This window comes from Citrobacter sp. wls829, assembly GCF_005280825.1.
Lineage (GTDB): Bacteria > Pseudomonadota > Gammaproteobacteria > Enterobacterales > Enterobacteriaceae > Citrobacter > Citrobacter gillenii.
In genome coordinates this window covers 82,437-106,739 of record NZ_SZWP01000056.1, presented here as the reverse complement: position 1 = coordinate 106,739, position 24,303 = coordinate 82,437, and the positions used below count along the sequence as shown (strand labels likewise).

The window sequence follows — 24,303 nt, the reverse complement described above, 5'->3', positions numbered from 1 at the left end:
GTCAGCTAGGGAACGTACTGTTGCTGTGATTCAGACCAGCGATATATGCGACTGCTTTTATCCTCAAGGTTAACACGCTCTACGTCATAAAAACCGGCGGTCTTTGCCGTGCGTATTTTCAGGATGTACTTACTTTCGCTGATGTCGTGCTGTCGCGTTCCGTCCTGATTCCAGTCCCCGGCGATATCCTGATATTGGTAAACAAGGTTGGAAAACACGTTGATTATCTTGTTGTCTTTAATCGCGTAGAGCTCCAGCACTTCATAAAATGCACCGCCGCCGGAATACGCATTTGAGTACCCGCCGCGTACCCCGAATGCCAGGGTATCGGGTGCGATCCGATAAGGGGCCAGATCCAGTTTGGTGTAATAAGCCAGCGGTTTGACGGACTCATCATCACTCTGCGCTTCGGCGTTTTCATTCCACGTTGAGAGCTGGTCTAGCGGTTTTTCTGAACGTGCGATCGGCTGCAACTGTTGATTCTGCCAGGAGAAAACGCCGAGATATAATTTATTGACGCGGCTGGTGCTGTAATTTTCCGGACAGCCGTTATCTGCGCGTTTCCTGGTTTGTTCTGCCTCTGCCTGATTATCGGCAAAACAGGCGACGCCAATGTATTTCCCGTTTTTGCCCCAGGCTTTGGCACCGGTCATAATCAGGTTTTTGGGGTCTTCATTCGGCGCAACCCAGCTGATCCATTGCGCTACCTCTAACCCTTGCGGCAGTTCACCAAACCCTTTGGCGGGCGTTGCCCCCATCATTTGCTCGGCGAAAATCTGCTTGCCTTCCGGATGTTGAATGGCGTTGGGGATGGAATCCACATTTTGTACGGTCGTGGCGTAGCCGGGGGAAATCGTTGCCAGCAGAACCAGCGATAAAACCTTTTTCACGATGCGTCCTTTCAATAAAAAGGGCGAGATGACTCGCCCAACCATTACTTCACGCGCGCCATAAAGTACGCATCAACGTACTCACCGTTGCGCAGGCCATATTTCTTACCGGTCCCTTCGATTTCAAAGCCATACTTTTTGTACACCGCCACAGCAGGCTCATTATCGACAAACACCGTCAGCTCAATGCGCTCGACGCGCAGCCAGTTGTCGCACATGTCGATCATGGTGCGGATGAGCGCGCTGGCGACGCCGCGATTTTGCCAGCGGGCATCTACGCAGATCCCAAAATCAGCGACGTGACTGCGGCGCGGGCGCTGGGTGACTTCAATGCATAAGTGCCCCACGACAATATCATCAATGCAGGCAACCAGTTGTTTGACACCGGTGCGCTCGGCGAGCCGTTCTTGCCACATCTCCATGGAAGGATGAGGAACCTGTAGCGTATTGTGATACACCTCCGGCTGGGCATGGATTTGACGAATGGCGTCGTAATCTTTCTTTTCAGCGTGGCGTATCACTATCTCACTCATTCCTTATCTCCTGCAGGGTTAATTGTGTATTTACACTCGCTGAGAAAGAAAAATCCGTCAACTGCATTTTTTTTGCAAAAAGAAGTAGACAAGTGCGAATGAGAATGATTATTATTGCTCTGCGTTCAGGGGAACCCTACGGAGAACCTGAAAGCACGACATTGCTCACATTGCTTCCAGTATTACTTTAGCCAGCTTTTGCTGGCTTTTTTTTTGGGGTTTTGTTTCAGCCTGGCTTACTTGCCATTTTGTCCCCGGGAAGTGCTCGTGCTCCTCACGTACATTTAGTACGCTCCGGGCCCTGCGCGCTTGCCGTGAACAAACTGACCGCGACGCCGCCGGCCGATCTTGAGGCTACTGCTTTTGTAGGCCGGATAAGGCCACGCCGCATCCGGCACGATGACAGGATGGATTCAGTCTCCCCCCACTTTGCGTTATGGTGTAGGCAATCACCTTCAAAAGGATTGCCTCATGACCTTACACTGCGCATTCATTGGGTTTGGTAAAAGCACCGCCCGCTACCATTTACCGTACGTTCTCAACCGCAAAGACAGCTGGCACGTGGCGCATATCTTCCGTCGTCACGCCAAGCCGGAAGAGCAGGCACCGCAATATTCACACATCCACTTTACCAGCGACCTCGACGAGGTATTAAACGATCCGCAGGTGAAGCTGGTGATCGTCTGCACACATGCAGACAGTCACTTTGCATACGCAAAGCGTGCGCTGGAAGCGGGTAAAAACGTGCTGGTGGAGAAACCATTCACACCAACGCTGGCAGAGGCAAAAGCGCTGTTCGAACTGGCGCAAAGCAAGGGGCTGATCGTTACGCCGTACCAGAATCGTCGCTTCGATTCCTGCTTCCTCACCGCCAAAAAGGCGATTGAGAGCGGCAAGTTGGGCGAGATTGTTGAAGTGGAGAGCCATTTTGACTACTACCGCCCGGTGGTGGAAACCCAGCCGGGTCTGCCGCAGGACGGCGCATTCTATGGGCTGGGCGTACACACCATGGACCAAATTATCTCGTTGTTTGGTCGCCCCGACCACGTTGCCTATGACATCCGTAGCCTACGCAACAAAGCGAATCCTGATGATACCTTTGAAGCGCAGCTGTTCTACGGTGACCTGAAGGCTATCGTCAAAACCAGCCACCTGGTGAAAATCGACTATCCGAAGTTTATCGTTCACGGCACTAAAGGCTCGTTTGTGAAGTACGGTATCGACCAGCAGGAGACCAGCCTGAAGGCCAATATTATGCCGGGGGAACCCGGTTTTGCCGCCGATGATTCAGTGGGTGTGCTGGAATATGTCAACGATGATGGCATTACGGTGAAAGAAGAGATGAAACCGGAAGTGGGCGACTACGGCCGCGTCTATGATGCGCTGTATCAGTCGCTGACCACCGGTACGCCTAATTACGTCAAGGAATCTGACGTTCTTACTAACCTCGAGATCCTCGAGCGCGCCTTTGAACAGGCAACGCCTGCCACGATAACCCTCGCCAAATAGCGCTAAGTGACGCCTCTGGGCTTGTTCATTTTTTTTGAACAGAGGCGTCAATTTTCACCCTCTATGATCCCTGAGTGATTGAGTCCACACTGACTCCATCGAAAACATCTGGGGGTGAACACAATGATCTTCTTACGCAAAGCAAACGACCGTGGTCATGCAAATCATGGCTGGCTCGATTCCTGGCATACCTTCTCGTTTGCCAACTACTATGACCCGAATTTTATGGGGTTCTCAGCATTGCGCGTGATTAACGATGACGTGATCGACGCAGGCCAGGGTTTTGGTACGCACCCCCATAAAGACATGGAAATCCTGACCTACGTACTGGAAGGTGCGGTGGAGCATCAGGACAGCATGGGTAACAAAGAGCAGGTACCTGCAGGTGAATTCCAGATTATGAGCGCCGGGACGGGGATCCGTCACTCGGAGTACAACCCAAGCGACACCGAGAAGCTGCACCTGTATCAGATTTGGATCATCCCGCAGGAAAACGGCATTACGCCACGCTACGAGCAGCGCCGTTTTGATGCCGCGCAGGGCAAACAGCTGGTGTTGTCGCCGGATGCGCGTGACGGTTCGCTGAAGGTTTACCAGGATATGGAGCTGTATCGCTGGGCGCTGCTCAAAGATGAGCAATCGGTACATCAGATAGCCGCGGAACGCCGCGTGTGGATCCAGGTCGTGAAAGGCAATGTCACCATCAACGGAACCAAAGCGTCCACCAGTGATGGTCTGGCAATCTGGGATGAACAGGCCATTTCGATTCATGCCGACAGCGAAGTGTTACTGTTTGACTTGCCGCCTGTATAAAAATACACGGCATCCTTCAAACTGCATCTGTGTTGGCTTTATTACTCGGCCCATCCATAGGCCTCGCCCCTTCGGGGCCGCTGTAAGCAGCGTTCAAATCTACTGCGTCGCCGCCTTGATGCAACTCGAATGATTTTGTGTATTTCTCACAATAAAAAACTCCTTTTTTTCTCTGCGAAGGTTCACGCACGTCCGTGGTAAACTCGGGGAATCTATCCCTTTTTAACGCTTCAGGACGATGAAAAAGAAAAGACCCGTACTTCAGGATGTAGCCGACCGCGTGGGCGTGACCAAAATGACGGTCAGTCGCTTTTTGCGCAACCCGGAGCAGGTCTCCGTGGCGCTGCGGGGCAAAATTGCCGCTGCACTTGATGAGCTGGGTTATATTCCCAATCGTGCTCCTGATATCCTTTCAAATGCTACCAGTCGTGCTATCGGCGTGCTGTTACCCTCTCTCACCAACCAGGTTTTTGCTGAAGTGTTACGCGGCATTGAGGCCGTGACTGACCGCCACGGTTATCAGACCATGCTGGCGCACTACGGCTATAAGCCCGAGATGGAGCAGGAACGTCTGGAATCAATGCTATCGTGGAATATCGATGGCCTGATCCTCACCGAACGCAGCCACACCCCGCGTACATTGAAAATGATCGAAGTGGCGGGGATCCCGGTGGTTGAACTGATGGACAGCCAGTCTCCGTGTCTTGATATCGCCGTCGGTTTTGACAACTTCGAAGCCGCCCGCCAGATGACCGCCGCCATTATCGCGCGTGGGCATCGCCACATTGCCTATCTGGGAGCGCGTCTGGATGAACGAACTATCATCAAACAGAGGGGCTACGAGCAGGCCATGCGCGACGCCGGTCTGGTGCCGTATAGCGTGATGGTGGAACAATCTTCTTCCTATTCGTCTGGTATTGAGCTTATCCGTCAGGCGCGGCGTGAATACCCGCAGCTGGACGGTGTGTTCTGTACTAACGATGACCTGGCGGTCGGGGCGGCATTTGAATGCCAGCGCTTAGGGCTGAAAATTCCGGATGATATGGCGATCGCTGGTTTCCACGGTCATGACATCGGGCAGGTGATGGAACCGCGTCTGGCGAGCGTGCTCACGCCGCGTGAACGGATGGGCAGCATTGGCGCTGAGCGTCTGCTGGCGCGTATCCGCGGTGAAGCAGTCACACCTAAAATGTTAGATTTAGGTTTCACCTTGTCACCGGGCGGATCTATTTAAGCCGACAAGTTTGACGTAGCTCACACTTATACACTTCGAGCACGAATGGATATTGCTTCTCCATTTGTCCGGCTGGACAATGTTACCGATAACAGTTACCCGTAACAATTCCTGATTCTTGTACCAGTGGGGGCAACGCTTTGAGCACGACTAATCATGATCACCACGTTTACGTTCTGATGGGCGTATCGGGCAGCGGTAAATCTGCTGTCGCCAGTGAAGTGGCGCATCAACTGCAGGCCGCGTTTCTTGATGGCGATTTTCTCCATCCGCGCAGCAACATCACGAAAATGGCCGCCGGTGAGCCGTTGAACGACGACGACCGTAAGCCGTGGTTACAGGCGCTCAATGATGCCGCCTTTGCGATGCAGCGTACCAACAAGGTCTCGCTGATCGTGTGTTCTGCGCTGAAAAAACACTATCGCGACCTGCTTCGCGAAGGCAATCCGAATCTCTCTTTCATCTACCTGAAAGGGGACTTCGACGTGATTGAAAGCCGCCTGAAAGCGCGCAAAGGTCACTTCTTCAAAACGCAGATGCTGGTTACCCAGTTCGATGCGCTGGAAGAGCCGGGTGCGGACGAAAGCGATGTACTGGTGGTGGATATCGATCAACCACTGGACGGTGTGGTAGCGAGCACCATTGAGGTTATAAACCAAGGCAGTAAGTAGTGACTACATTAACGCTTGTTTTAACAGCAGTAGGGTCTGTTTTATTACTGCTGTTTTTAGTAATGAAGGCGCGTATGCACGCCTTCGTTGCTTTGATGGTGGTGTCTATTGGTGCAGGTCTCTTTTCCGGTATGCCGCTCGATAAAATCGCGGCCACCATGGAAAAAGGGATGGGGGGCACGCTGGGCTTCCTGGCGATTGTGGTCGCTCTCGGTGCCATGTTCGGTAAGATTTTGCATGAAACGGGCGCGGTCGATCAGATTGCCGTCAAAATGCTGAAATCCTTTGGTCACAGTCGCGCGCACTATGCGATTGGCCTGGCCGGTCTGATTTGCGCATTACCGTTGTTCTTTGAAGTGGCGATTGTGCTGCTGATAAGCGTGGCGTTCTCGATGGCGCGCCACACCGGTACCAACCTGGTTAAGCTGGTCATTCCGCTGTTTGCGGGCGTGGCGGCAGCGGCGGCGTTTCTGCTGCCGGGGCCTGCGCCGATGCTGCTGGCTTCTCAGATGCACGCCGACTTTGGCTGGATGATCCTGATTGGCCTGTGTGCGGCGATCCCGGGCATGATTATCGCCGGGCCGCTGTGGGGCAACTTTATCAGCCGTTACGTTGAGCTGCACGTGCCGGAAGACATTACCGAGCCGCATCTGGGCGAGGGGAAAATGCCATCCTTCGGCTTCAGCCTGTCGCTGATCCTGCTGCCGCTGGTACTGGTGGGTCTGAAAACCATCGCCGCACGCTTTGTGCCGGTCGGTTCTTCAACCTACGAATGGTTCGAGTTTATCGGTCACCCGTTCACCGCGATTCTGGTGGCGTGCCTGGTGGCGATTTACGGCCTGGCCATTCGCCAGGGGATGCCAAAAGACAAAGTGATGGAGATCTGCGGTCATGCGCTGCAACCGGCGGGGATTATTCTGCTGGTGATCGGTGCTGGTGGCGTATTCAAGCAGGTGCTGGTGGATTCTGGTGTCGGTCCGGCACTGGGTGAAGCATTAACCGGAATGGGCCTGCCGATTGCCATCACCTGCTTTGTGCTGGCAGCGGCGGTGCGTATCATTCAGGGTTCTGCAACCGTGGCCTGCTTAACGGCGGTCGGTCTGGTGATGCCGGTGATTGAACAGCTGAACTTCTCCGGCGCGCAGATGGCGGCCCTGTCTATCTGTATCGCGGGTGGCTCTATCGTGGTCAGTCACGTGAATGACGCCGGTTTCTGGCTGTTCGGTAAGTTCACTGGTGCGACCGAAGCGCAAACGCTGAAGACCTGGACGATGATGGAAACCATCCTCGGCACGGTCGGTGCAATTGTCGGTATGATTGCTTTCCAGCTATTGAGCTGAGGGCATTAAGCGCAAGCGCTACCCGGCTTTTTTATAGCACGACCAACCCTTCTTCTGTTTTCAGCCAGCGCGGCGCTTTTAGCGTATCGGCGAAATATTCCACCAGATCCTGCAGTAAGTCACCCGCCACGCGTTCCATCTCGTCAGACAGCGTTTTACTCATCAGCAGGTGCGTTAATAACTGACAGTAGCGCCCCATCTGGTCGGGTTCAGGCTCAAAGAGCGGAGAACGGGTGGGGAATGTTTCCACCGTGAGGCTGACTTGCAGGTGATGCGGCACCGGTTCTGTCAGGGTCGGTTGCAATAACGCGAGGCAGGCCGACAGCCGTGCGCAAATCGCCAGTTTTTCAACCGGGTTATGGCATTCAACAAGTCCTTCGACAAAACGCTCGCAGTTATCCGCCAGCTCGGTGAAATCTGTGGCATGGCTAAAGGGCAGGGTAAATAAAGAGTGTGAAAAGAGAGGGGTAGTCGCCATAGGGCAGCCTCCGATGAGTGATTTTCATCCACCACTGGAGAGGCTAATCTCACTGGTGGTGGAACCGAGCAGGGTTAGCCTTACCGGCCTCATCGGATACCGGTGCGTCTTGCGACGCCCCCGCCCGGTCCACCATTGAAGTGTACCTAAGCGTGCGACACAAAAATACTTGCGTCACCGATGAAGGAGTTCAGAAGGCTAATTCTGGCACCTGATTTTGCAGGAGCAGCGAGAAGATAATGCTAATCCGCGATGCTGACAAGAGGGCATTCCGGAAGGCGCTTCGCAGAAATGAAAATACGTTTTCTCAGCGGTTTAAAAGCATAAGGAATACCTGAAATTACAGTGCAATGCCGTTCAGTTAAGCATGTAGGGTGAACATGTGATTATTGCTCAGGGTTCCGTTCACCTGAGTGGTGTCATTTCTCTGAAGCGCTGATACCCGTGAACGTGCAAGGGAGGCTCACCGCCGCCTCCCTTGCAACCCAGGCTCCCGGCGGGAAAATCGTCGCTGCGCGAGTTATTCGTCTTATTCCGTCTGCCTGTCGGGTCGGGGCCGAGCCTGCATCCATGCAGGCCGTCCCCTCTGCCCGCATCCCTGCGGGCAGACCCGGTCAGCCGTCAACACCTCATCGATTTTCAGCCGGACCAGGGTGTCGCTTCAGCGCTCTGGCTTTCAGCTATATCCATTTTGCTGTTCAGAGATATTCAAGTAAAAGCTCAGGTGGTCAGGTGTGGTCAGGTGTGGGCTGGTCCGGCTGAAAATTGCTGAGTCGTTTCCTTAGCGCCGGGGCGACGCGCAAGGATGCGCGGCGAGGGCGCTGTTTGCATGGACGCTACCTGTGCCCGTCCCCGGAAGCGGGAAGGAATAAGATGAGGGAACCGCGAAGCGGCGATTTTCCTGCCGGAGAGCCGGGATTGTTAAGGGGGCTGCGTAGCCCCCTTAACACGTTCACCGGTGACGAGATCTCAGAGAAGCAATGAACATAACGTGAACGGAATCGTTCTCTGAAATGCCATGCTCTCCAGCTTCAAAACGGTTGCCCGGTGGCGCTTGCGCTTACCGGGCCTACAAACGAGCACACATCCACATCGTAGGCCGGGTCAGGCGAAGCCGCCACCCGGCGTAATATGAGTGCGTCACCCCTTCATCCACATCCGTACGCCATCGAGGAACATCTGGGTTGCCATCATCACCAGAATCAGCCCCATCAGGCGCTCGAGCGCGTTAACCCCTTTCTCACCCAGCAGGCGCAGGAACAGCGACGACTGCAATAAAATCACAAACGTTCCGCCCCAGGCGATCAGCAGGGCAATCACCAGATGTCCCATCTGATTCGGGTACTGATGCGACAACAGCATCAACGACGCCAGGATGGTGGGGCCCGCCACCAGCGGAATGGCCAGCGGAACGATAAACGGCTCTTCGCCTGCGGGCAGTCCGGTGCTGTTACCGGTGGCGCTGGGGAAAATCATCTTGATGGCGATCAGGAACAAAATGATGCCCCCGGAGATCGACACGGTTTCCGCGCGCAGGTTAAGAAATGCCAGAATTTTCTCGCCCGCAAACAGGAATATCAGCATCACCAGCAGCGCAATAAACAGCTCGCGAATCATAATTGCGCGACGGCGTTTCGGTTCAGTATGTTTCAATACGGACATGAAAATGGGCAGATTTCCGAGCGGATCCATAATCAGGATCAATAAAACTGCCGCTGAAATGATTTCATTCATAACTCAAATTCCCTGATAATTACCGCGGACTTTCTGCTTGCGAGCGCAGCGGGATAAGTCGCATTACTGATGGCTTCGCTATCATTGATTAATTTCACTTGCGACTTTGGCTGCTTTTTGTATGGTGAAGGATACGTCACAGGATAATGGCGTACATACACAGCACACATCTCTGCAGGAAAAAACGCTATGAAAAATGTTGGTTTTATCGGCTGGCGCGGTATGGTCGGCTCTGTACTCATGCAACGCATGGTAGAAGAACGCGACTTCGACGCCATTCGCCCTGTTTTCTTTTCTACTTCCCAGCTTGGGCAGGCGGCACCGACGTTTGGTGCGACCTCCACCGGCATGCTTCAGGATGCATTTGATCTCGATGCGCTGAAGGCGCTCGACATTATTGTGACCTGTCAGGGCGGCGATTATACCAACGAAATCTATCCAAAGCTTCGTGAAAGCGGTTGGCAGGGTTACTGGATTGACGCGGCCTCTTCACTGCGCATGAAAGACGATGCCATCATTATTCTCGATCCGGTTAACCAGAATGTGATCACCGATGGTCTGAACAACGGCATCAAGACGTTTGTCGGCGGTAATTGCACCGTTAGCCTGATGCTGATGTCACTCGGCGGTCTGTTCGCCAACGATCTGGTGGACTGGGTGTCCGTGGCGACCTACCAGGCGGCTTCCGGCGGCGGCGCGCGTCATATGCGTGAACTGCTGTCGCAGATGGGCCATCTGTATAGCCATGTGGCCGATGAACTGGCGACCCCTTCTTCTGCTATCCTCGATATCGAACGTAAAGTGACAACCCTGTCCCGTAGCGGCTCCTTGCCGGTTGATAACTTTGGCGTCCCGCTGGCCGGGAGCCTGATTCCGTGGATCGACAAACAGCTCGATAACGGCCAGAGCCGCGAAGAGTGGAAAGGGCAGGCGGAAACCAACAAAATTCTTAACACGTCTTCCGTGATCCCGGTGGATGGTCTGTGCGTGCGCGTCGGCGCACTGCGCTGCCACAGCCAGGCGTTCACGATTAAACTGAAAAAAGATGTGTCGATTCCGACCGTGGAAGAACTGCTGGCCGCGCACAATCCGTGGGCGAAAGTGGTGCCAAACGATCGGGATATCACCATGCGTGAGTTAACCCCAGCGGCCGTTACCGGTACGTTGACCACGCCAGTCGGTCGTCTGCGTAAGCTGAATATGGGACCGGAGTTCCTGTCAGCCTTTACCGTGGGCGATCAGCTGCTCTGGGGTGCTGCGGAACCATTGCGCCGGATGCTGCGTCAGCTGGCGTAATGCGGGACTGCCGGATAAGCATATCGCCATCCGGCAGACACAGACCGTGTTTAAACATTGGGTGCTGAGTCGCCCTTTTTTTTGCGTAATACAGGAGTAAGCGCAGATGTTTCATTTTTTACCGGGAGTAAGATAAAGCATTGGCTATTCTTTAAGAGTGACTTAATACCGGAGGTATTAAGTTGTTGCCTGAAGGTGGGACGACGCAGAGAGGATGCACAATTGTGCTGCGTCGTTCAGGTCAAAAAAAGTGTCACTACCTGATGTCGAAAATCAGTTGGAAGGGGTGACACCATAAAACAGGATGACAACCATGTCCGTTCGTATCGATAGAGACGTGATTAATGCGCTAATTGCAGGCCATTTTGCGGATCCTTTTTCCGTACTCGGTATGCACCAAACTGACGCCGGACTTGAAGTCCGTGCTCTTTTACCTGACGCCACCGAAGTGTGGGTGATCGAACCTAAAACCGGACGCAAAGTCGGCAAGCTGGATTGCCTCGACCCTCGCGGTTTTTTCTGTGCTGTAATTCCCCGCCGTAAAAATTTCTTTCGCTATCAGCTGGCTGTTGTCTGGCATGGACAGCAGAATCTGATCGATGACCCTTACCGTTTTGGCCCGCTTATTCAGGATATGGACGCCTGGCTGTTGTCCGAAGGGACGCATCTGCGCCCGTACGAAACGCTGGGCGCACATGCGGATACCATGGACGGCGTGACCGGCACGCGTTTTTCTGTCTGGGCACCGAACGCACGACGCGTTTCGGTAGTAGGGCAGTTCAACTACTGGGACGGTCGCCGCCACCCGATGCGCCTGCGCAAAGAGAGCGGAATCTGGGAGCTGTTTATCCCCGGTGCACAGCAGGGGCAGCTGTACAAATACGAGATGATCGATGCCAACGGTCATTTGCGTGTTAAAGCCGACCCGTATGCCTTTGAAGCGCAAATGCGTCCGGAAACGGCGTCGGTGATCTGCGGTTTGCCCGAAAAAGTGGTGCAAACGGAGGAACGCAAAAAAGCCAACCAGTTTGATGCGCCGATCTCAATCTACGAAGTGCATCTGGGCTCGTGGCGTCGCCATACGGACAACAACTTCTGGCTGAGCTATCGCGAACTGGCGGATCAACTGATCCCCTATGTGAAGTGGATGGGCTTTACCCATATTGAGCTGTTGCCGGTTAGCGAGCACCCGTTTGACGGCAGTTGGGGCTATCAGCCGACCGGCATGTATGCACCGACCCGACGTTTCGGCACGCGCGATGACTTCCGCTATTTTGTGAATGCCGCGCATCAGGCGGGGCTGAACGTGATCCTCGACTGGGTACCCGGTCACTTCCCGTCAGATGACTTCGGCCTGGCTCAGTTTGACGGTACCAGCTTGTATGAGCACAGCGACCCGCGCGAAGGCTATCACCAGGACTGGAACACGCTGATCTACAACTACGGTCGCCGTGAAGTCAGTAATTATCTGGTGGGTAACGCCCTGTACTGGATTGAACGCTTTGGCATTGACGCGCTGCGCGTGGATGCCGTGGCGTCGATGATTTACCGCGATTACAGCCGCAAAGACGGCGAGTGGATCCCGAACGAATTCGGCGGGCGTGAGAACCTCGAAGCCATCGAATTTTTGCGTAATACCAACCGTATTCTTGGCGAACAGGTACCGGGCGCGGTGAGTATGGCGGAAGAGTCGACCGACTTTGCCGGTGTATCAAGACCGCAGGACATGGGCGGCTTAGGTTTCTGGTACAAGTGGAACCTCGGCTGGATGCACGACACGCTGGACTACATGAAGCTGGACCCGGTTTATCGCCAGCACCATCACGATAAGCTGACCTTCGGCATGCTGTACAACTACACCGAGAACTTTGTGCTGCCGCTGTCACACGATGAAGTGGTGCACGGTAAGAAATCGATCCTCGACCGCATGCCGGGCGATGCGTGGCAGAAGTTTGCCAACCTGCGCGCCTACTATGGCTGGATGTGGGCCTTCCCGGGTAAGAAGCTGCTGTTTATGGGTAATGAGTTTGCCCAGGGCCGTGAATGGAACCACGACGCCAGCCTCGACTGGCATCTGCTGGAGGGGGGCGATAACTGGCACCACGGCGTACAGCGTCTGGTGCGCGACCTGAACCACACTTATCGTCATCACAAAGCGCTGCATGAACTCGACTTTGACGGCTATGGTTTTGAATGGCTGGTGGTCGATGACAACGAACGGTCGGTGCTGATTTTTGTTCGTCGTGATAAAGCCGGTAATGAAATTATCGTTGCCAGCAACTTTACGCCGGTACCTCGCCACGGCTACCGCTTTGGCATCAATCAACCGGGCAAATGGCGAGAAATCCTCAACACAGACTCGATGCATTACCACGGTAGCAATACCGGCAACGGCGGCGCAGTACAAAGCGATGAAATTGCCAGCCACGGTCGCCAGCATTCACTGAGCCTGACGTTGCCGCCTCTGGCCACGATTTGGCTGATGCGGGAGGGGTGATGACACAACTGGCAACCGGCAATGCCACCCCCCATGGTGCAACGTATGACGGCCATGGGGTTAATTTCACCCTTTTTTCGGCGCATGGCGAGCGCGTTGAACTGTGCATATTCGATGAGCAAGGCTGTGAGCATCGCTATGATTTGCCGGGGCGTAGCGGTGATGTCTGGCACGGCTATCTGGCCGATGCCCGGCCCGGTTTGCGCTATGGTTATCGCGTACATGGTCCGTGGCAGCCGCAGCAAGGACACCGTTTTAACCCAGCGAAACTGCTGATTGACCCCTGCGCGCGCCGGGTCGATGGCGAGTTAAAAGATAACCCGCTGCTGCACGGTGGAATGAACGAACCGGATCATCACGATAACGCGGCGCTTGCCCTGAAAAGCGTGGTGGTGTCAGACCATTATGACTGGGAAGACGATGCCCCGCCGCGCACGCAGTGGGGCAATACCGTTATCTACGAAGCGCATGTTAAAGGGCTGACGTATCTGCACCCGGACATTCCGCAACAGATTCGTGGCACTTACAAAGCGCTCGGTCATCCGGTGATGATCGACTATTTCAAGCGTCTCGGCATTACTGCGCTGGAACTGCTGCCCGTGGTGCATTTCGCCAGCGAGCCGCGACTGCAGCGGCTGGGGCTGTCGAACTACTGGGGCTACAACCCGGTAGCCATGTTTGCACTGCATCCGTCCTATGCCTGCTCACCTGAACACGCGCTGGATGAGTTTCGCGATGCCGTCAAAGCGCTACACAAAGCGGGGATTGAGGTCATTCTCGATATCGTTTTGAACCACAGCGCTGAGCTGGATCTTGAAGGGCCGGTCTTCTCCCTGCGCGGAATTGATAACCGTAGCTATTATTGGATCAGGGACGATGGTGATTACTACAACTGGACCGGCTGTGGGAACACCCTCAACCTGAGCCATCCCGGTGTCGTGGAGTATGCGTGCGAATGCCTGCGCTATTGGGTGGAAACCTGCCATGTGGACGGTTTTCGTTTTGATTTAGCATCCGTCATGGGGCGTACGCCTGCGTTTCGTCAGGATGCGCCGCTGTTTACCGCAATCCAAAACTGCCCGCTGCTTTCAGGCGTTAAGCTGATTGCGGAGCCGTGGGATATCGGTGAAGGCGGGTATCAGGTTGGGAATTTTCCCCCGCCGTTTGCTGAGTGGAATGACCATTTCCGCGATGCAAGTCGACGCTTCTGGCTCCAGCGTAATCTGCCCCTTGGGGAGTTTGCCGGACGTTTTGCGGCTTCCAGCGACATGTTTAAACACCCTGGTCGCAAACCCAGCGCATCGGTCAATCTGGTGACGGCGCACGATGGTTTTACGCTGCGTGACTGTGTGTGCTTCACAAATAAGCACAATGAAGCGAATGGTGAGGAAAATCGCGACGGCACTAGCAATAACTACAGCGACAATCATGGTAAAGAAGGATTAGGCGGCACGCTGGACCTGATTGAACGGCGACGCGACAGCATGCATGCCCTGTTGACGACGTTGCTGCTTTCTCAGGGTACACCGATGTTGCTGGCGGGAGATGAACATGGTCATAGCCAGCACGGTAACAATAACGCTTACTGCCAGGATAACGCCTTAACCTGGCTGGACTGGCAGCAGGCAAACAGCGGGCTAACCACATTCACCGCCGCGTTGATTCATCTTCGCCAGCAGATCCCTGCCTTAACAGACGATCGCTGGTGGGAAGAGGGCGACGGCAATGTGCGTTGGCTGAACCGATACGCACAACCCTTAAGTGCGGATGAGTGGCAAAACGGCCCGAGGCAGATGCAGATCCTGCTCTCAGACCGTTTTCTGATCGTGATAAACGCCACGCTTGAGGTGACAGATATCGTTTTACCTGAAGGGGAATGGCATGCCGTTCCTCCATTTGCCGGAGAGGATAATCCGGTTATTACGGCTGTCTGGCAGGGACCTGCGCACGGACTGTGTGTGTTCCAAAGATGATAAAAAAGGAGTTAGTCATGGTGAGTTTAGAGAAGAACGATCGTGTAATGTTGGCGCGCCAGCTGCCATTAAAATCTGTTGCCCTAATCCTGGCCGGTGGTCGTGGTACCCGCCTGAAAGATTTAACCAACAAACGTGCTAAGCCTGCCGTGCACTTTGGCGGTAAGTTCCGCATTATCGATTTTGCTTTATCCAACTGCATTAACTCCGGGATCCGCCGTATTGGCGTGATCACCCAGTACCAGTCCCACACGCTGGTGCAGCATATTCAGCGCGGCTGGTCGTTCTTCAGTGAAGAGATGAACGAGTTTGTCGATCTGCTGCCTGCCCAGCAAAGAATGCAGGGTGAAAATTGGTATCGCGGCACGGCAGATGCGGTCACCCAAAACCTGGACATCATTCGACGCTATAAAGCGGAATATGTGGTGATCCTCGCGGGCGATCATATCTACAAACAAGACTATTCGCGCATGCTGATCGACCACGTCGAAAAAGGCGCACGCTGCACCGTGGCCTGTATGCCGGTGCCGATTGAGGAAGCCAGCGCCTTTGGCGTCATGGACGTCGACGACAGCGAAAAAATCATCGAATTCGTGGAAAAACCGGCGAATCCACCGGCTATGCCAAACGATCCGACCCGATCCCTTGCCAGTATGGGGATCTATGTTTTCAACGCCGATTATCTGTATGAATTACTTGAAGAAGATGATCTCGATGAAAACTCCAGCCATGACTTTGGCAAAGATATCATCCCGAAAATTACCGCAGCTGGCATGGCTTATGCACATCCATTCCCTAAATCCTGCGTACAGTCAGACCCGGAATCCGAGCCGTACTGGCGCGACGTTGGGACGCTGGAAGCCTACTGGAAGGCTAACCTCGATCTGGCGTCGGTTACCCCGGAACTGGATATGTACGATCAGGACTGGCCGATTCGCACACACATGGAATCACTGCCGCCGGCGAAGTTTGTGCAGGACCGCTCCGGTAGCCACGGCATGACGCTGAACTCGCTGGTCTCTGGCGGCTGTATTATTTCCGGTTCGGTGGTGGTGCAGTCTGTTCTGTTCCCGCGGGTGCGGGTGAATTCTTTCTGTAACATTGATTCGGCAGTGTTGTTACCTGAAGTGTGGGTCGGGCGTTCATGCCGCTTACGCCGCTGTATCGTTGACCGTGCCTGCGTCATCCCTGAAGGCATGGTGATTGGTGAAAACGCGGAAGAAGATGCACGTCGTTTCTATCGTTCAGAGGAAGGTATTGTGCTGGTCACGCGTGAAATGCTGCGCAAACTGCAGATCAAACAGGAGCGATAATGCAGGTTTTACACGTATGTTCAGAGATGTTCCCCCTGTTAAAAACCGGGGGACTGGCAGATGTTCTTGGCGCGTTGCCGGCCGCGCAAATTGCCGATGGCGTGGATGCCCGCGTCGTGCTCCCGGCGTTTCCGGATATCCGTCGCGGCATTCCTGATGCGCAGGTCGTGACGCGGCGCGATACCTTTGCCGGACGTATCACGCTGCTGTTCGGCCATTACAACGGCGTCGGTATTTACCTGATTGACGCGCCGCACCTCTACGACCGTCCCGGCAGCCCGTATCACGATACTAACCTGTTTGCTTACTCTGATAACGTCCTGCGCTTTGCGCTGCTCGGCTGGGTGGGATGCGAAATGGCCTGCGGGCTTGATCCATTCTGGCGCCCGGATGTGGTGCATGCGCACGACTGGCATGCAGGTCTGGCCCCGGCGTATCTGGCGGCACGCGGCCACCCGGCGAAATCGGTGTTCACCGTACACAACCTGGCCTATCAAGGCATGTTTTATGCAAAGCATATGGATGACATCCAATTGCCATGGTCATTCTTTAATGTGCATGGACTGGAGTTCAACGGGCAGATTTCTTTCCTGAAGGCGGGGTTGTACTACGCCGACCATATTACGGCGGTTAGCCCGACCTACGCGCGGGAAATCACCGAGGCGCAATTTGCCTATGGAATGGAGGGATTGTTGCAGCAGCGTCATCGTGAAGGACGTCTTTCCGGCGTGCTGAACGGCGTTGATGAAAATATCTGGAGTCCGGAAACGGACCTGCTGCTGGCATCGCGTTACACGCGTGACTCGCTGGAAGACAAAGCCGAGAACAAGCGTCAGCTACAGATTGCGATGGGGCTTAAGGTTAACGACAAAGTGCCGCTTTTTGCAGTCGTGAGCCGCCTGACCAGCCAGAAAGGGCTGGATCTGGTGCTGGAAGCGCTGCCCGGTTTACTGGAGCAGGGCGGACAGTTAGCGTTACTTGGTGCGGGCGATCCGGTGTTGCAAGAAGGTTTCCTTGCGGCAGCGGCAGAGCATCCGGGCCAAGTGGGTGTACAGATTGGCTATCATGAGGCCTTCTCGCACCGCATTATGGGTGGGGCTGACGTTATTCTGGTGCCCAGTCGCTTTGAGCCGTGTGGCTTAACACAATTGTATGGACTGAAGTACGGTACGCTACCGCTGGTGCGGCGTACCGGTGGGCTGGCTGATACGGTGTCCGACAGTTCGCTGGAAAACCTGGCGGACGGTATCGCCAGTGGGTTTGTATTTGAAGATAGTAATGCCTGGTCGCTGTTGCGGGCAATCCGGCGTGCTTTCGTGTTGTGGTCGCGCCCTTCGCTCTGGCGGTTTGTACAACGTCAGGCAATGGCCATGGATTTTAGCTGGCAAGTCGCGGCGAAATCCTACCGTGAGCTTTACTATCGCTTGAAATAGATATCCAGGAATCACCTATATGAATGCTCCATTTAGTTATGCATCGCCCACACTCAGCGTAGAGGCTCTTAAGCATTCTATCGCCTACAAGCTGATGTTCACGATTGGCAAAGATCCGGTTATTGCCAACAAACATGAGTGGCTGAACGCCACGTTGTTCGCGGTGCGCGATCGCCTCGTGGAGCGCTGGCTGCGTTCTAATCGTGCGCAATTATCTCAGGAAACTCGCCAGGTCTATTACCTGTCAATGGAGTTTCTGATTGGCCGCACGCTTTCCAATGCACTGTTATCGTTGGGAATTTATGACGATGTCAAAAATGCGCTGGAAGGCATGGGGTTGGATCTCGAAGATCTGATCGACGAAGAAAATGACCCCGGCCTCGGTAACGGCGGCCTCGGGCGTCTGGCAGCCTGCTTCCTCGACTCGCTGGCGACGTTAGGCCTGCCGGGCCGCGGCTACGGTATTCGCTACGACTACGGCATGTTCAAGCAGAATATTGTTGATGGCCGACAGAAAGAGTCGCCGGACTACTGGCTGGAATACGGTAACCCGTGGGAGTTCAAACGCCACAATACGCGCTACAAAGTGCGCTTTGGTGGCCGTGTTCAGATGGAAGGCAAGAAGATGCGCTGGGTCGAGACCGAAGAGATCCTCGCGGTAGCATACGACCAGATTATCCCGGGCTACGACACTGACGCGACCAATACGCTGCGCCTGTGGAACGCTCAGGCCAGTAGCGCAATCAACCTCGGTAAATTTAACCAGGGCGACTACTTTGCGGCGGTGGAAGATAAAAACCACTCTGAGAACGTCTCCCGCGTACTGTATCCGGATGACTCCACCTATTCCGGGCGCGAGCTGCGTCTGCGCCAGGAGTACTTCCTGGTCTCCTCGACGATCCAGGATATTTTGAGCCGCCATTATCAGCTGCACAAAACCTACGACAACCTGGCGGATAAAATCGCCATTCACCTCAACGATACCCACCCGGTGTTGTCGATCCCTGAGCTGATGCGCCTGCTGATTGATGAGCACAAGTTTAGCTGGGACGATGCGTTTGAGGTCTGCTGCCAGGTGTTCTCGTACACCAACCACACGCTGATGAGCGAAGCACTGGAAACCTGGCCGGTGGATATGCTGGGCAAGATCCTGCCGCGCCATCTGCAAATCATCTTTGAGATTAACGACTACTTCCTGAAGACGTTGCAGGAGCAGTATCCGAACGATACCGGCCTGCTGGGACGTACCTCGATCATTGATGAGTCCAACGGCCGCCGCGTGCGTATGGCGTGGCTGGCGGTGGTGGTCAGCCATAAAGTAAACGGCGTGTCTGAGCTGCACTCCAACCTGATGGTGCAGTCGCTGTTTGCTGATTTTGCGAAAATCTTCCCGACGCGTTTTTGCAACGTCACCAACGGCGTGACGCCGCGCCGCTGGCTGGCGCTGGCCAACCCGCCGCTTTCTGAGGTACTGGATGAGAACATTGGCCGTACCTGGCGAACCGATCTCAGCCAACTCAGCGAGCTGGAACAGCATTGTGATTACCCTCTGGTGAACCAGGCCATACGCCGTGCGAAGCTGGAGAATAAAAAGCGTCTGGCGACGCTTATCGCCCAGCAGCTTAACGTGGTGGTGAATCCGAAATCGCTGTTTGACGTGCAGATCAAGCGTATTCATGAGTACAAACGCCAGCTGATGAACGTGCTGCATGTGATCACCCGCTACAACCGCATCAAGGCCGATCCTGACGCCGAGTGGGTGCCGCGCGTGAATATCTTCGCCGGTAAGGCCGCGTCGGCCTATTACATGGCGAAGCACATCATCCATTTGATCAATGATGTGGCAAAAGTGATCAACAACGATCCGCAGATTGGCGACAAGCTGAAGGTGGTGTTCATCCCGAACTACAGCGTCAGTCTGGCGCAGGTGATCATTCCTGCCGCCGACCTGTCTGAGCAGATTTCACTGGCCGGGACCGAAGCCTCCGGGACCAGTAACATGAAATTTGCGCTGAACGGTGCGTTGACCATCGGTACGCTGGACGGAGCCAACGTCGAGATGCTGGAGCATGTGGGTGCGGAGAATATCTTTATCTTCGGGAATACCGCAGAAGAGGTGGAGGCCTTGCGTAGCAAAGGTTACAAGCCGCGCGAGTATTACGAGAAAGATGAGGAACTGCATCAGGTGCTGACGCAAATTGGCAGCGGGGTCTTCAGTCCTGAAGAGCCGGGACGCTATCGCGACCTGGTGGATTCGCTGATCAACTTCGGTGACCACTATCAGGTGCTGGCGGATTATCGTAGCTATGTCGATTGTCAGGACAAGGTTGATGAACTGTACCGCGAGCCGGAGCAGTGGACCACCAAGGCAATGATTAACATCGCCAACATGGGCTACTTCTCATCGGACAGAACCATCAAAGAGTACGCCGAGAACATCTGGCATATTGATTCGGTGCGGTTGTAACAAGAGATAGGGCTACCTGTAGGCCGGATAAGGCGTTAGCCGCCATCCGGAAAAATGCCCGGTGGTGTTGACGCTTACCGGGCCTACAGGGCGCTCGTTGCCGGGGGCGCTTCGCTTGCCCGGCCTACGTTAATGCACTCTTGTCGGCCGGATAAGGCGTTAGCCGCCATCCGGAAAAATGCCCGGTGGTGTTGACGCTTACCGGGCCTACAGGGCGCTCGTTGCCGGGGGCGCTTCGCTTGCCCGGCCTACGTTAATGCACTCTTGTCGGCCGGATAAGGCGTCAGCCACCATCCGGCATTTTTATCAGGACGCCAGCGACAGCTGGTGTTTTTCAACATACTCCGCCAGCCACTGGGTCATGCGTGCCTGCTGCTCAGCGTTCAGCCACATGCCTTCTTTCGTGCGGCGCCACAGCGCATCGTCGGCGCGGCGTACCCATTCGTGATCGACCAGATACTTCAGCTCTGCCTCATAGAACTCGTGCCCGAAGTCTTCGCCTAACTCAGCAAGCGAGGTCGCTTCGCCGATGATCCATTCGGTGTTGCTGCCGTAGGTGCGCGAATAGTGGCGCGCCAGTGATTCGGTCAGGAACGGATAGCGACGGCGCAGTTTTGCCGCGTAATCTTCGCGATCGCCGCCGATGTCACCGCCAGGCAGGATGCACTCTTTGGTCCATGCCGGACCGATGCCCTGATAGTACGACGACAGTTTTTCCATCGCGTGCTCGGCCAGCTTACGGTAGGTAGTTAACTTGCCGCCGAAGACTGACAGCAGCGGCGCTTTGCCGTTTTCGTCGTGGATATCCAGCGTATAATCGCGGGTAATAGCCTGCGGCGAGTCGGACTCGTCATCGCACAGCGGGCGTACGCCCGAGTAGGTCCAGACGATATCCTCGCGGCCCAGCTGTTTCTTAAAGTGTGCGTTGTAGACCTGCAGCAGATAATTGATTTCGCTGTCGTCAATTTTCACTGCTTTAGGATCGCCTTTGTATTCGACGTCGGTGGTGCCGATAATTGAGAACTCATCCATCCACGGAATGACAAACACAATACGTTTATCTTCGTTTTGCAGGATGTAAGCCTGTTTCTGGGTGTGTACGCGCGGCACCACAATGTGGCTGCCTTTAATCAGGCGGATACCGTAAGGTGAAGGCAGGTGCATACCGTCGTCGAAGAACTCTTTCACCCACGGACCGGTGGCGTTAACCAGGCCGCGAGCCTGCCAGGTGTGTTTCTTGCCGGTATCGATATCTTCCGCTTCGACAATCCACAGACCGTTTTCACGACGAGCGGAGGTGGCGCGAGTACGGGTTAATACTTCCCCGCCTTTACGCACAACCATTTGGGCATTTGCCAAAACCAGTCGTGCATCGTCTACCCAACAGTCAGAATATTCGAAACCGCGCACGATCTCGGGTTTCATCACAGAATCTGCGCCAAAACGCAAACCAGTGGAACTCGGTAAACTGGTGCGTTTGCCCAGATGATCGTACATAAACAGACCAATACGGATCATCCAGGCCGGACGCAGGTGTGGGCGATGGGGCAGACGAAAGCGCATCGGGAAGGCGATATGCGGTGCCATCTTCAACAGGACTTCACGTTCAGCCAGCGCTTCGCTGACCAGACGAAATTCGTAGTGTTCCAGGTAGCGCAGGCCACCGTGGATGAGTTTGGAGCTGGCGGAGGAGGTTGCACAGGCTAAATCCTGCGCTTCCAGCATCAGCACGGATAAACCGCGTCCAGCGGCATCTGCCGCGATACCGGCACCGTTGATGCCTCCACCTATCACAATCAGATCTTTGGTTTCCATGCTGGCCTCTCGCACTTTCGTTATAGCTCATTAATGTTCGTTATCGAGCATAATAGCAAAGAATCGCGCCATTGGTAACATCGGATAAACAATTTACAGTGATACATATAACATTATGGCGTTTACCTGTGCAGGCGACGTACACTGCCAGGTAATATTGGTTACCTGCATAGAAATAATAAGAGAACATCATGGATCAGTTTGAATGTATCAATGTCGAAGAAGCCCATCAGAAGCTGCTGCACGGAACGGCGGTGCTGGTGGATATCCGCGATCCGCAAAGCTATGCCATGGGCCATGCGCCACAGGCGTTTCACCTGACTAACGACACGCTGGGTTCCTTTATGCGTGACCATGATTTTGATACCGTTGTGCTGGTGATGTGTTACCACGGCAACAGCAGTAAAGGTGCGGCACAATATCTGCTTCAGCAGGGGTACGATGCGGTGTACAGCATCGACGGTGGATTCGATGCCTGGCATCGACATTTTCCTGCGGAAGTGACGTTTGGTGCGTAAGCCCGACGCTACAGTGAAGTATGACGGATATAACAAAGATGCAGCCTGAAACGGGTAGTGTCGATATACTGTCCTCTTTTGTGTGGATGAAGCGACAGCAACGATGTTGATGATTACCTCTTTTGCTAACCCCCGCGTGGCGCAGGCCTTTGTTGATTATATGGCGACACAGGGCGTTATCCTGACGATTCAGCAACATAGTCAAACGGATGTCTGGCTGGCGGATGAGTCCCAGGCTGAACGCGTGCGCGCTGAGCTGGCGCGTTTTCTGGAAAACCCAGGCGACCCGCGTTACCTGGCGGCCAGTTGGCAGTCCGGCCAAACCGACAGTGGCCTGCACTATCAACGTTTTCCGTTTCTTGCCACGCTGCGCGAACGCGCCGGACCGGTCACCTGGGTGGTGATGGCCGCGTGTGTGCTGGTGTTTATCGCCATGAATGTGGTGGGCGATCAAACGGTGATGCTGTGGTTAGCGTGGCCGTTCGATCCCTCGCTGAAATTTGAATTCTGGCGTTATTTCACCCACGCTTTTATGCACTTCTCGCTGATGCACATCCTCTTCAACCTGCTGTGGTGGTGGTATCTCGGCGGGGCGGTAGAAAAGCGGTTGGGCAGCGGAAAACTGATCGTTATTACCGTCATCAGCGCCCTGCTGAGCGGCTATGTGCAGCAGAAATTCAGCGGCCCGTGGTTTGGTGGGTTGTCTGGCGTGGTGTATGCGTTGATGGGCTATGTGTGGCTACGCGGCGAACGCGATCCGCAAAGCGGTATTTTCCTGCAGCGTGGTTTGATTCTCTTTGCCTTGATTTGGATTGTTGCCGGTTGGTTCGATCTGTTTGGTATGTCGATGGCGAACGGCGCACATATGGCTGGCCTGGCCGTTGGTCTGGCTATGGCATTGGCAGACACGCTCAATGTGCGAAAACGAACTTGAATGAGAGTGTTGTGATAGCAAACTGTAGGCCGGATAAGCGCTAGCGCCATCCGGCAAAATTCCAGGGAACAATAATGAAACAAACACAACGACATGACGCGATCATTGAACTGGTAAAAAAACAGGGATACGTCAGCACTGAGGAGTTGGTGGAGCATTTCTCCGTCAGCCCACAAACGATTCGCCGGGACCTTAACGACCTGGCCGATCAGAACATGATTTTGCGCCACCACGGCGGCGCGGCGTTGCCATCCAGCTCGGTGAATACCCCCTGGCATGATCGTAAGGCCACGCAGACGGCAGAAAAAGAGCGCATTGCCCGTAAGGTCGCCACGCAGATCCCGAACGGCTCCACGCTGTTTATTGACATTGGTACCACGCCGGAAGCCGTCGCTCACGCGCTGCTGAACCATAGCAACTTGCGTATTGTGACCAACAACCTCAACGTGGCCAATACGCTGATGGTGAAAGAAGATTTCCGCATTATTCTGGCCGGGGGCGAACTGCGTAGCCGCGATGGCGGCATTATGGGCGAAGCCACCCTCGACTTTATTTCACAGTTTCGTCTGGATTTCGGTATTTTGGGGATCAGCGGTATCGACAGCGATGGTTCATTGCTGGAATTTGATTACCACGAAGTCCGCACCAAACGCGCCATTATTGAGAATTCACGGCATGTAATGCTGGTGGTGGATCATTCGAAGTTTGGTCGAAATGCAATGGTGAATATGGGCAGCATCAGCATGGTGGACGCCGTGTATACCGACACCCTGCCGCCTGCGGGCGTGATGCAGGTGATTGCCGACCACCATATTCAGCTGGAGTTGTGCTAAGCCAGCGACAGGCCCGGTAAGC

19 protein-coding genes are annotated in these 24,303 nt (G+C 54.6%); 14 read left to right on the top strand and 5 right to left on the bottom strand.

Annotation, left to right across the window (positions count from 1 at the left end):
* Nucleotides 1–5: 5 nt before the first annotated feature.
* Nucleotides 6–890 (bottom strand): hypothetical protein, encoded by an 885-nt coding sequence (locus tag FDW88_RS11170; RefSeq protein ID WP_117342612.1) that lies wholly within the window; start codon nucleotides 888–890, stop codon nucleotides 6–8.
* A gap of 44 nt (nucleotides 891–934) precedes the next feature.
* Nucleotides 935–1,423 carry an N-acetyltransferase gene (yhhY, locus tag FDW88_RS11165; protein ID WP_096759242.1) on the bottom strand — a complete coding sequence of 163 codons (489 nt, stop codon included), beginning with the start codon at nucleotides 1,421–1,423 and terminating at the stop codon, nucleotides 935–937.
* A 471-nt stretch (nucleotides 1,424–1,894) separates the two neighbouring features.
* Here yhhY and FDW88_RS11160 point away from each other — a divergent pair, with 471 nt between their 5' ends.
* The 5 genes from FDW88_RS11160 to gntU all read left to right on the top strand — a co-directional run bounded on the left by FDW88_RS11160 (nucleotide 1,895) and on the right by gntU (nucleotide 6,990).
* Nucleotides 1,895–2,932 (top strand): oxidoreductase, encoded by a 1,038-nt coding sequence (locus tag FDW88_RS11160; protein ID WP_137362562.1) that lies wholly within the window; start codon nucleotides 1,895–1,897, stop codon nucleotides 2,930–2,932.
* A gap of 123 nt (nucleotides 2,933–3,055) precedes the next feature.
* Nucleotides 3,056–3,745: a quercetin 2,3-dioxygenase gene (yhhW, locus tag FDW88_RS11155; RefSeq protein WP_137362561.1), complete on the top strand. Its 690-nt coding sequence runs from the start codon at nucleotides 3,056–3,058 to the stop codon at nucleotides 3,743–3,745.
* Between the two features lie 238 nt (nucleotides 3,746–3,983).
* Nucleotides 3,984–4,979 carry a gluconate operon transcriptional repressor GntR gene (gene gntR / locus FDW88_RS11150; RefSeq protein WP_096759245.1) on the top strand — a complete coding sequence of 332 codons (996 nt, stop codon included), beginning with the start codon at nucleotides 3,984–3,986 and terminating at the stop codon, nucleotides 4,977–4,979.
* A gap of 140 nt (nucleotides 4,980–5,119) precedes the next feature.
* Entirely contained in the window at nucleotides 5,120–5,650 is a 531-nt protein-coding gene (gene gntK, locus FDW88_RS11145; RefSeq protein ID WP_096759246.1) for a gluconokinase, read from the top strand.
* On the top strand, nucleotides 5,650–6,990 hold the full coding sequence (gene gntU / locus FDW88_RS11140) for a gluconate transporter (protein WP_115257284.1): 1,341 nt from the start codon (nucleotides 5,650–5,652) through the stop codon (nucleotides 6,988–6,990). The genes gntK and gntU overlap by 1 nt, the downstream gene beginning before the upstream one ends.
* Before the next feature lie 31 nt (nucleotides 6,991–7,021).
* Here the strand turns inward: gntU and FDW88_RS11135 are convergent, their stop codons facing one another.
* Entirely contained in the window at nucleotides 7,022–7,468 is a 447-nt protein-coding gene (locus FDW88_RS11135) for a hypothetical protein (protein ID WP_137362560.1), read from the bottom strand.
* A gap of 1,140 nt (nucleotides 7,469–8,608) precedes the next feature.
* Entirely contained in the window at nucleotides 8,609–9,202 is a 594-nt protein-coding gene (yhgN, locus tag FDW88_RS11120) for an NAAT family transporter YhgN (RefSeq protein WP_003023480.1), read from the bottom strand.
* A 189-nt stretch (nucleotides 9,203–9,391) separates the two neighbouring features.
* On the opposite strand from yhgN, the gene asd reads away from it, so the two are divergent.
* The 6 genes from asd to glgP all read left to right on the top strand — a co-directional run bounded on the left by asd (nucleotide 9,392) and on the right by glgP (nucleotide 20,181).
* Complete coding sequence (asd, locus tag FDW88_RS11115) at nucleotides 9,392–10,498, top strand: aspartate-semialdehyde dehydrogenase (protein WP_096759248.1); 1,107 nt, start codon at nucleotides 9,392–9,394, stop codon at nucleotides 10,496–10,498.
* 313 nt (nucleotides 10,499–10,811) lie between these two features.
* The gene (gene glgB / locus FDW88_RS11105; protein WP_115257285.1) at nucleotides 10,812–12,995 is read left to right on the top strand and encodes a 1,4-alpha-glucan branching enzyme; all 2,184 of its coding nucleotides are present in this window, start codon (nucleotides 10,812–10,814) and stop codon (nucleotides 12,993–12,995) included.
* Nucleotides 12,995–14,968: a glycogen debranching protein GlgX gene (gene glgX, locus FDW88_RS11100; RefSeq protein ID WP_137362559.1), complete on the top strand. Its 1,974-nt coding sequence runs from the start codon at nucleotides 12,995–12,997 to the stop codon at nucleotides 14,966–14,968. The genes glgB and glgX overlap by 1 nt, the downstream gene beginning before the upstream one ends.
* Before the next feature lie 17 nt (nucleotides 14,969–14,985).
* A complete protein-coding gene (gene glgC, locus FDW88_RS11095) occupies nucleotides 14,986–16,281 on the top strand; it encodes a glucose-1-phosphate adenylyltransferase (protein ID WP_137362558.1) in 1,296 nt (431 codons plus the stop codon).
* Nucleotides 16,281–17,714, top strand: a complete 1,434-nt coding sequence (gene glgA / locus FDW88_RS11090; RefSeq protein ID WP_096759252.1) for a glycogen synthase GlgA — start codon at nucleotides 16,281–16,283, stop codon at nucleotides 17,712–17,714. The genes glgC and glgA overlap by 1 nt, the downstream gene beginning before the upstream one ends.
* A 19-nt stretch (nucleotides 17,715–17,733) precedes the next feature.
* Nucleotides 17,734–20,181: a glycogen phosphorylase gene (gene glgP / locus FDW88_RS11085; protein WP_115257289.1), complete on the top strand. Its 2,448-nt coding sequence runs from the start codon at nucleotides 17,734–17,736 to the stop codon at nucleotides 20,179–20,181.
* A 306-nt stretch (nucleotides 20,182–20,487) separates the two neighbouring features.
* Here the strand turns inward: glgP and glpD are convergent, their stop codons facing one another.
* Nucleotides 20,488–21,996: a glycerol-3-phosphate dehydrogenase gene (gene glpD / locus FDW88_RS11080; protein WP_096759254.1), complete on the bottom strand. Its 1,509-nt coding sequence runs from the start codon at nucleotides 21,994–21,996 to the stop codon at nucleotides 20,488–20,490.
* A gap of 191 nt (nucleotides 21,997–22,187) precedes the next feature.
* On the opposite strand from glpD, the gene glpE reads away from it, so the two are divergent.
* The 3 genes from glpE to FDW88_RS11065 all read left to right on the top strand — a co-directional run bounded on the left by glpE (nucleotide 22,188) and on the right by FDW88_RS11065 (nucleotide 24,281).
* Nucleotides 22,188–22,514 carry a thiosulfate sulfurtransferase GlpE gene (gene glpE, locus FDW88_RS11075; protein ID WP_096759255.1) on the top strand — a complete coding sequence of 109 codons (327 nt, stop codon included), beginning with the start codon at nucleotides 22,188–22,190 and terminating at the stop codon, nucleotides 22,512–22,514.
* 103 nt (nucleotides 22,515–22,617) lie between these two features.
* Nucleotides 22,618–23,448 carry a rhomboid family intramembrane serine protease GlpG gene (glpG, locus tag FDW88_RS11070; protein ID WP_137362557.1) on the top strand — a complete coding sequence of 277 codons (831 nt, stop codon included), beginning with the start codon at nucleotides 22,618–22,620 and terminating at the stop codon, nucleotides 23,446–23,448.
* A 74-nt stretch (nucleotides 23,449–23,522) separates the two neighbouring features.
* Nucleotides 23,523–24,281 (top strand): DeoR/GlpR family transcriptional regulator, encoded by a 759-nt coding sequence (locus FDW88_RS11065; protein WP_096759257.1) that lies wholly within the window; start codon nucleotides 23,523–23,525, stop codon nucleotides 24,279–24,281.
* Nucleotides 24,282–24,303 lie beyond the last annotated feature (22 nt).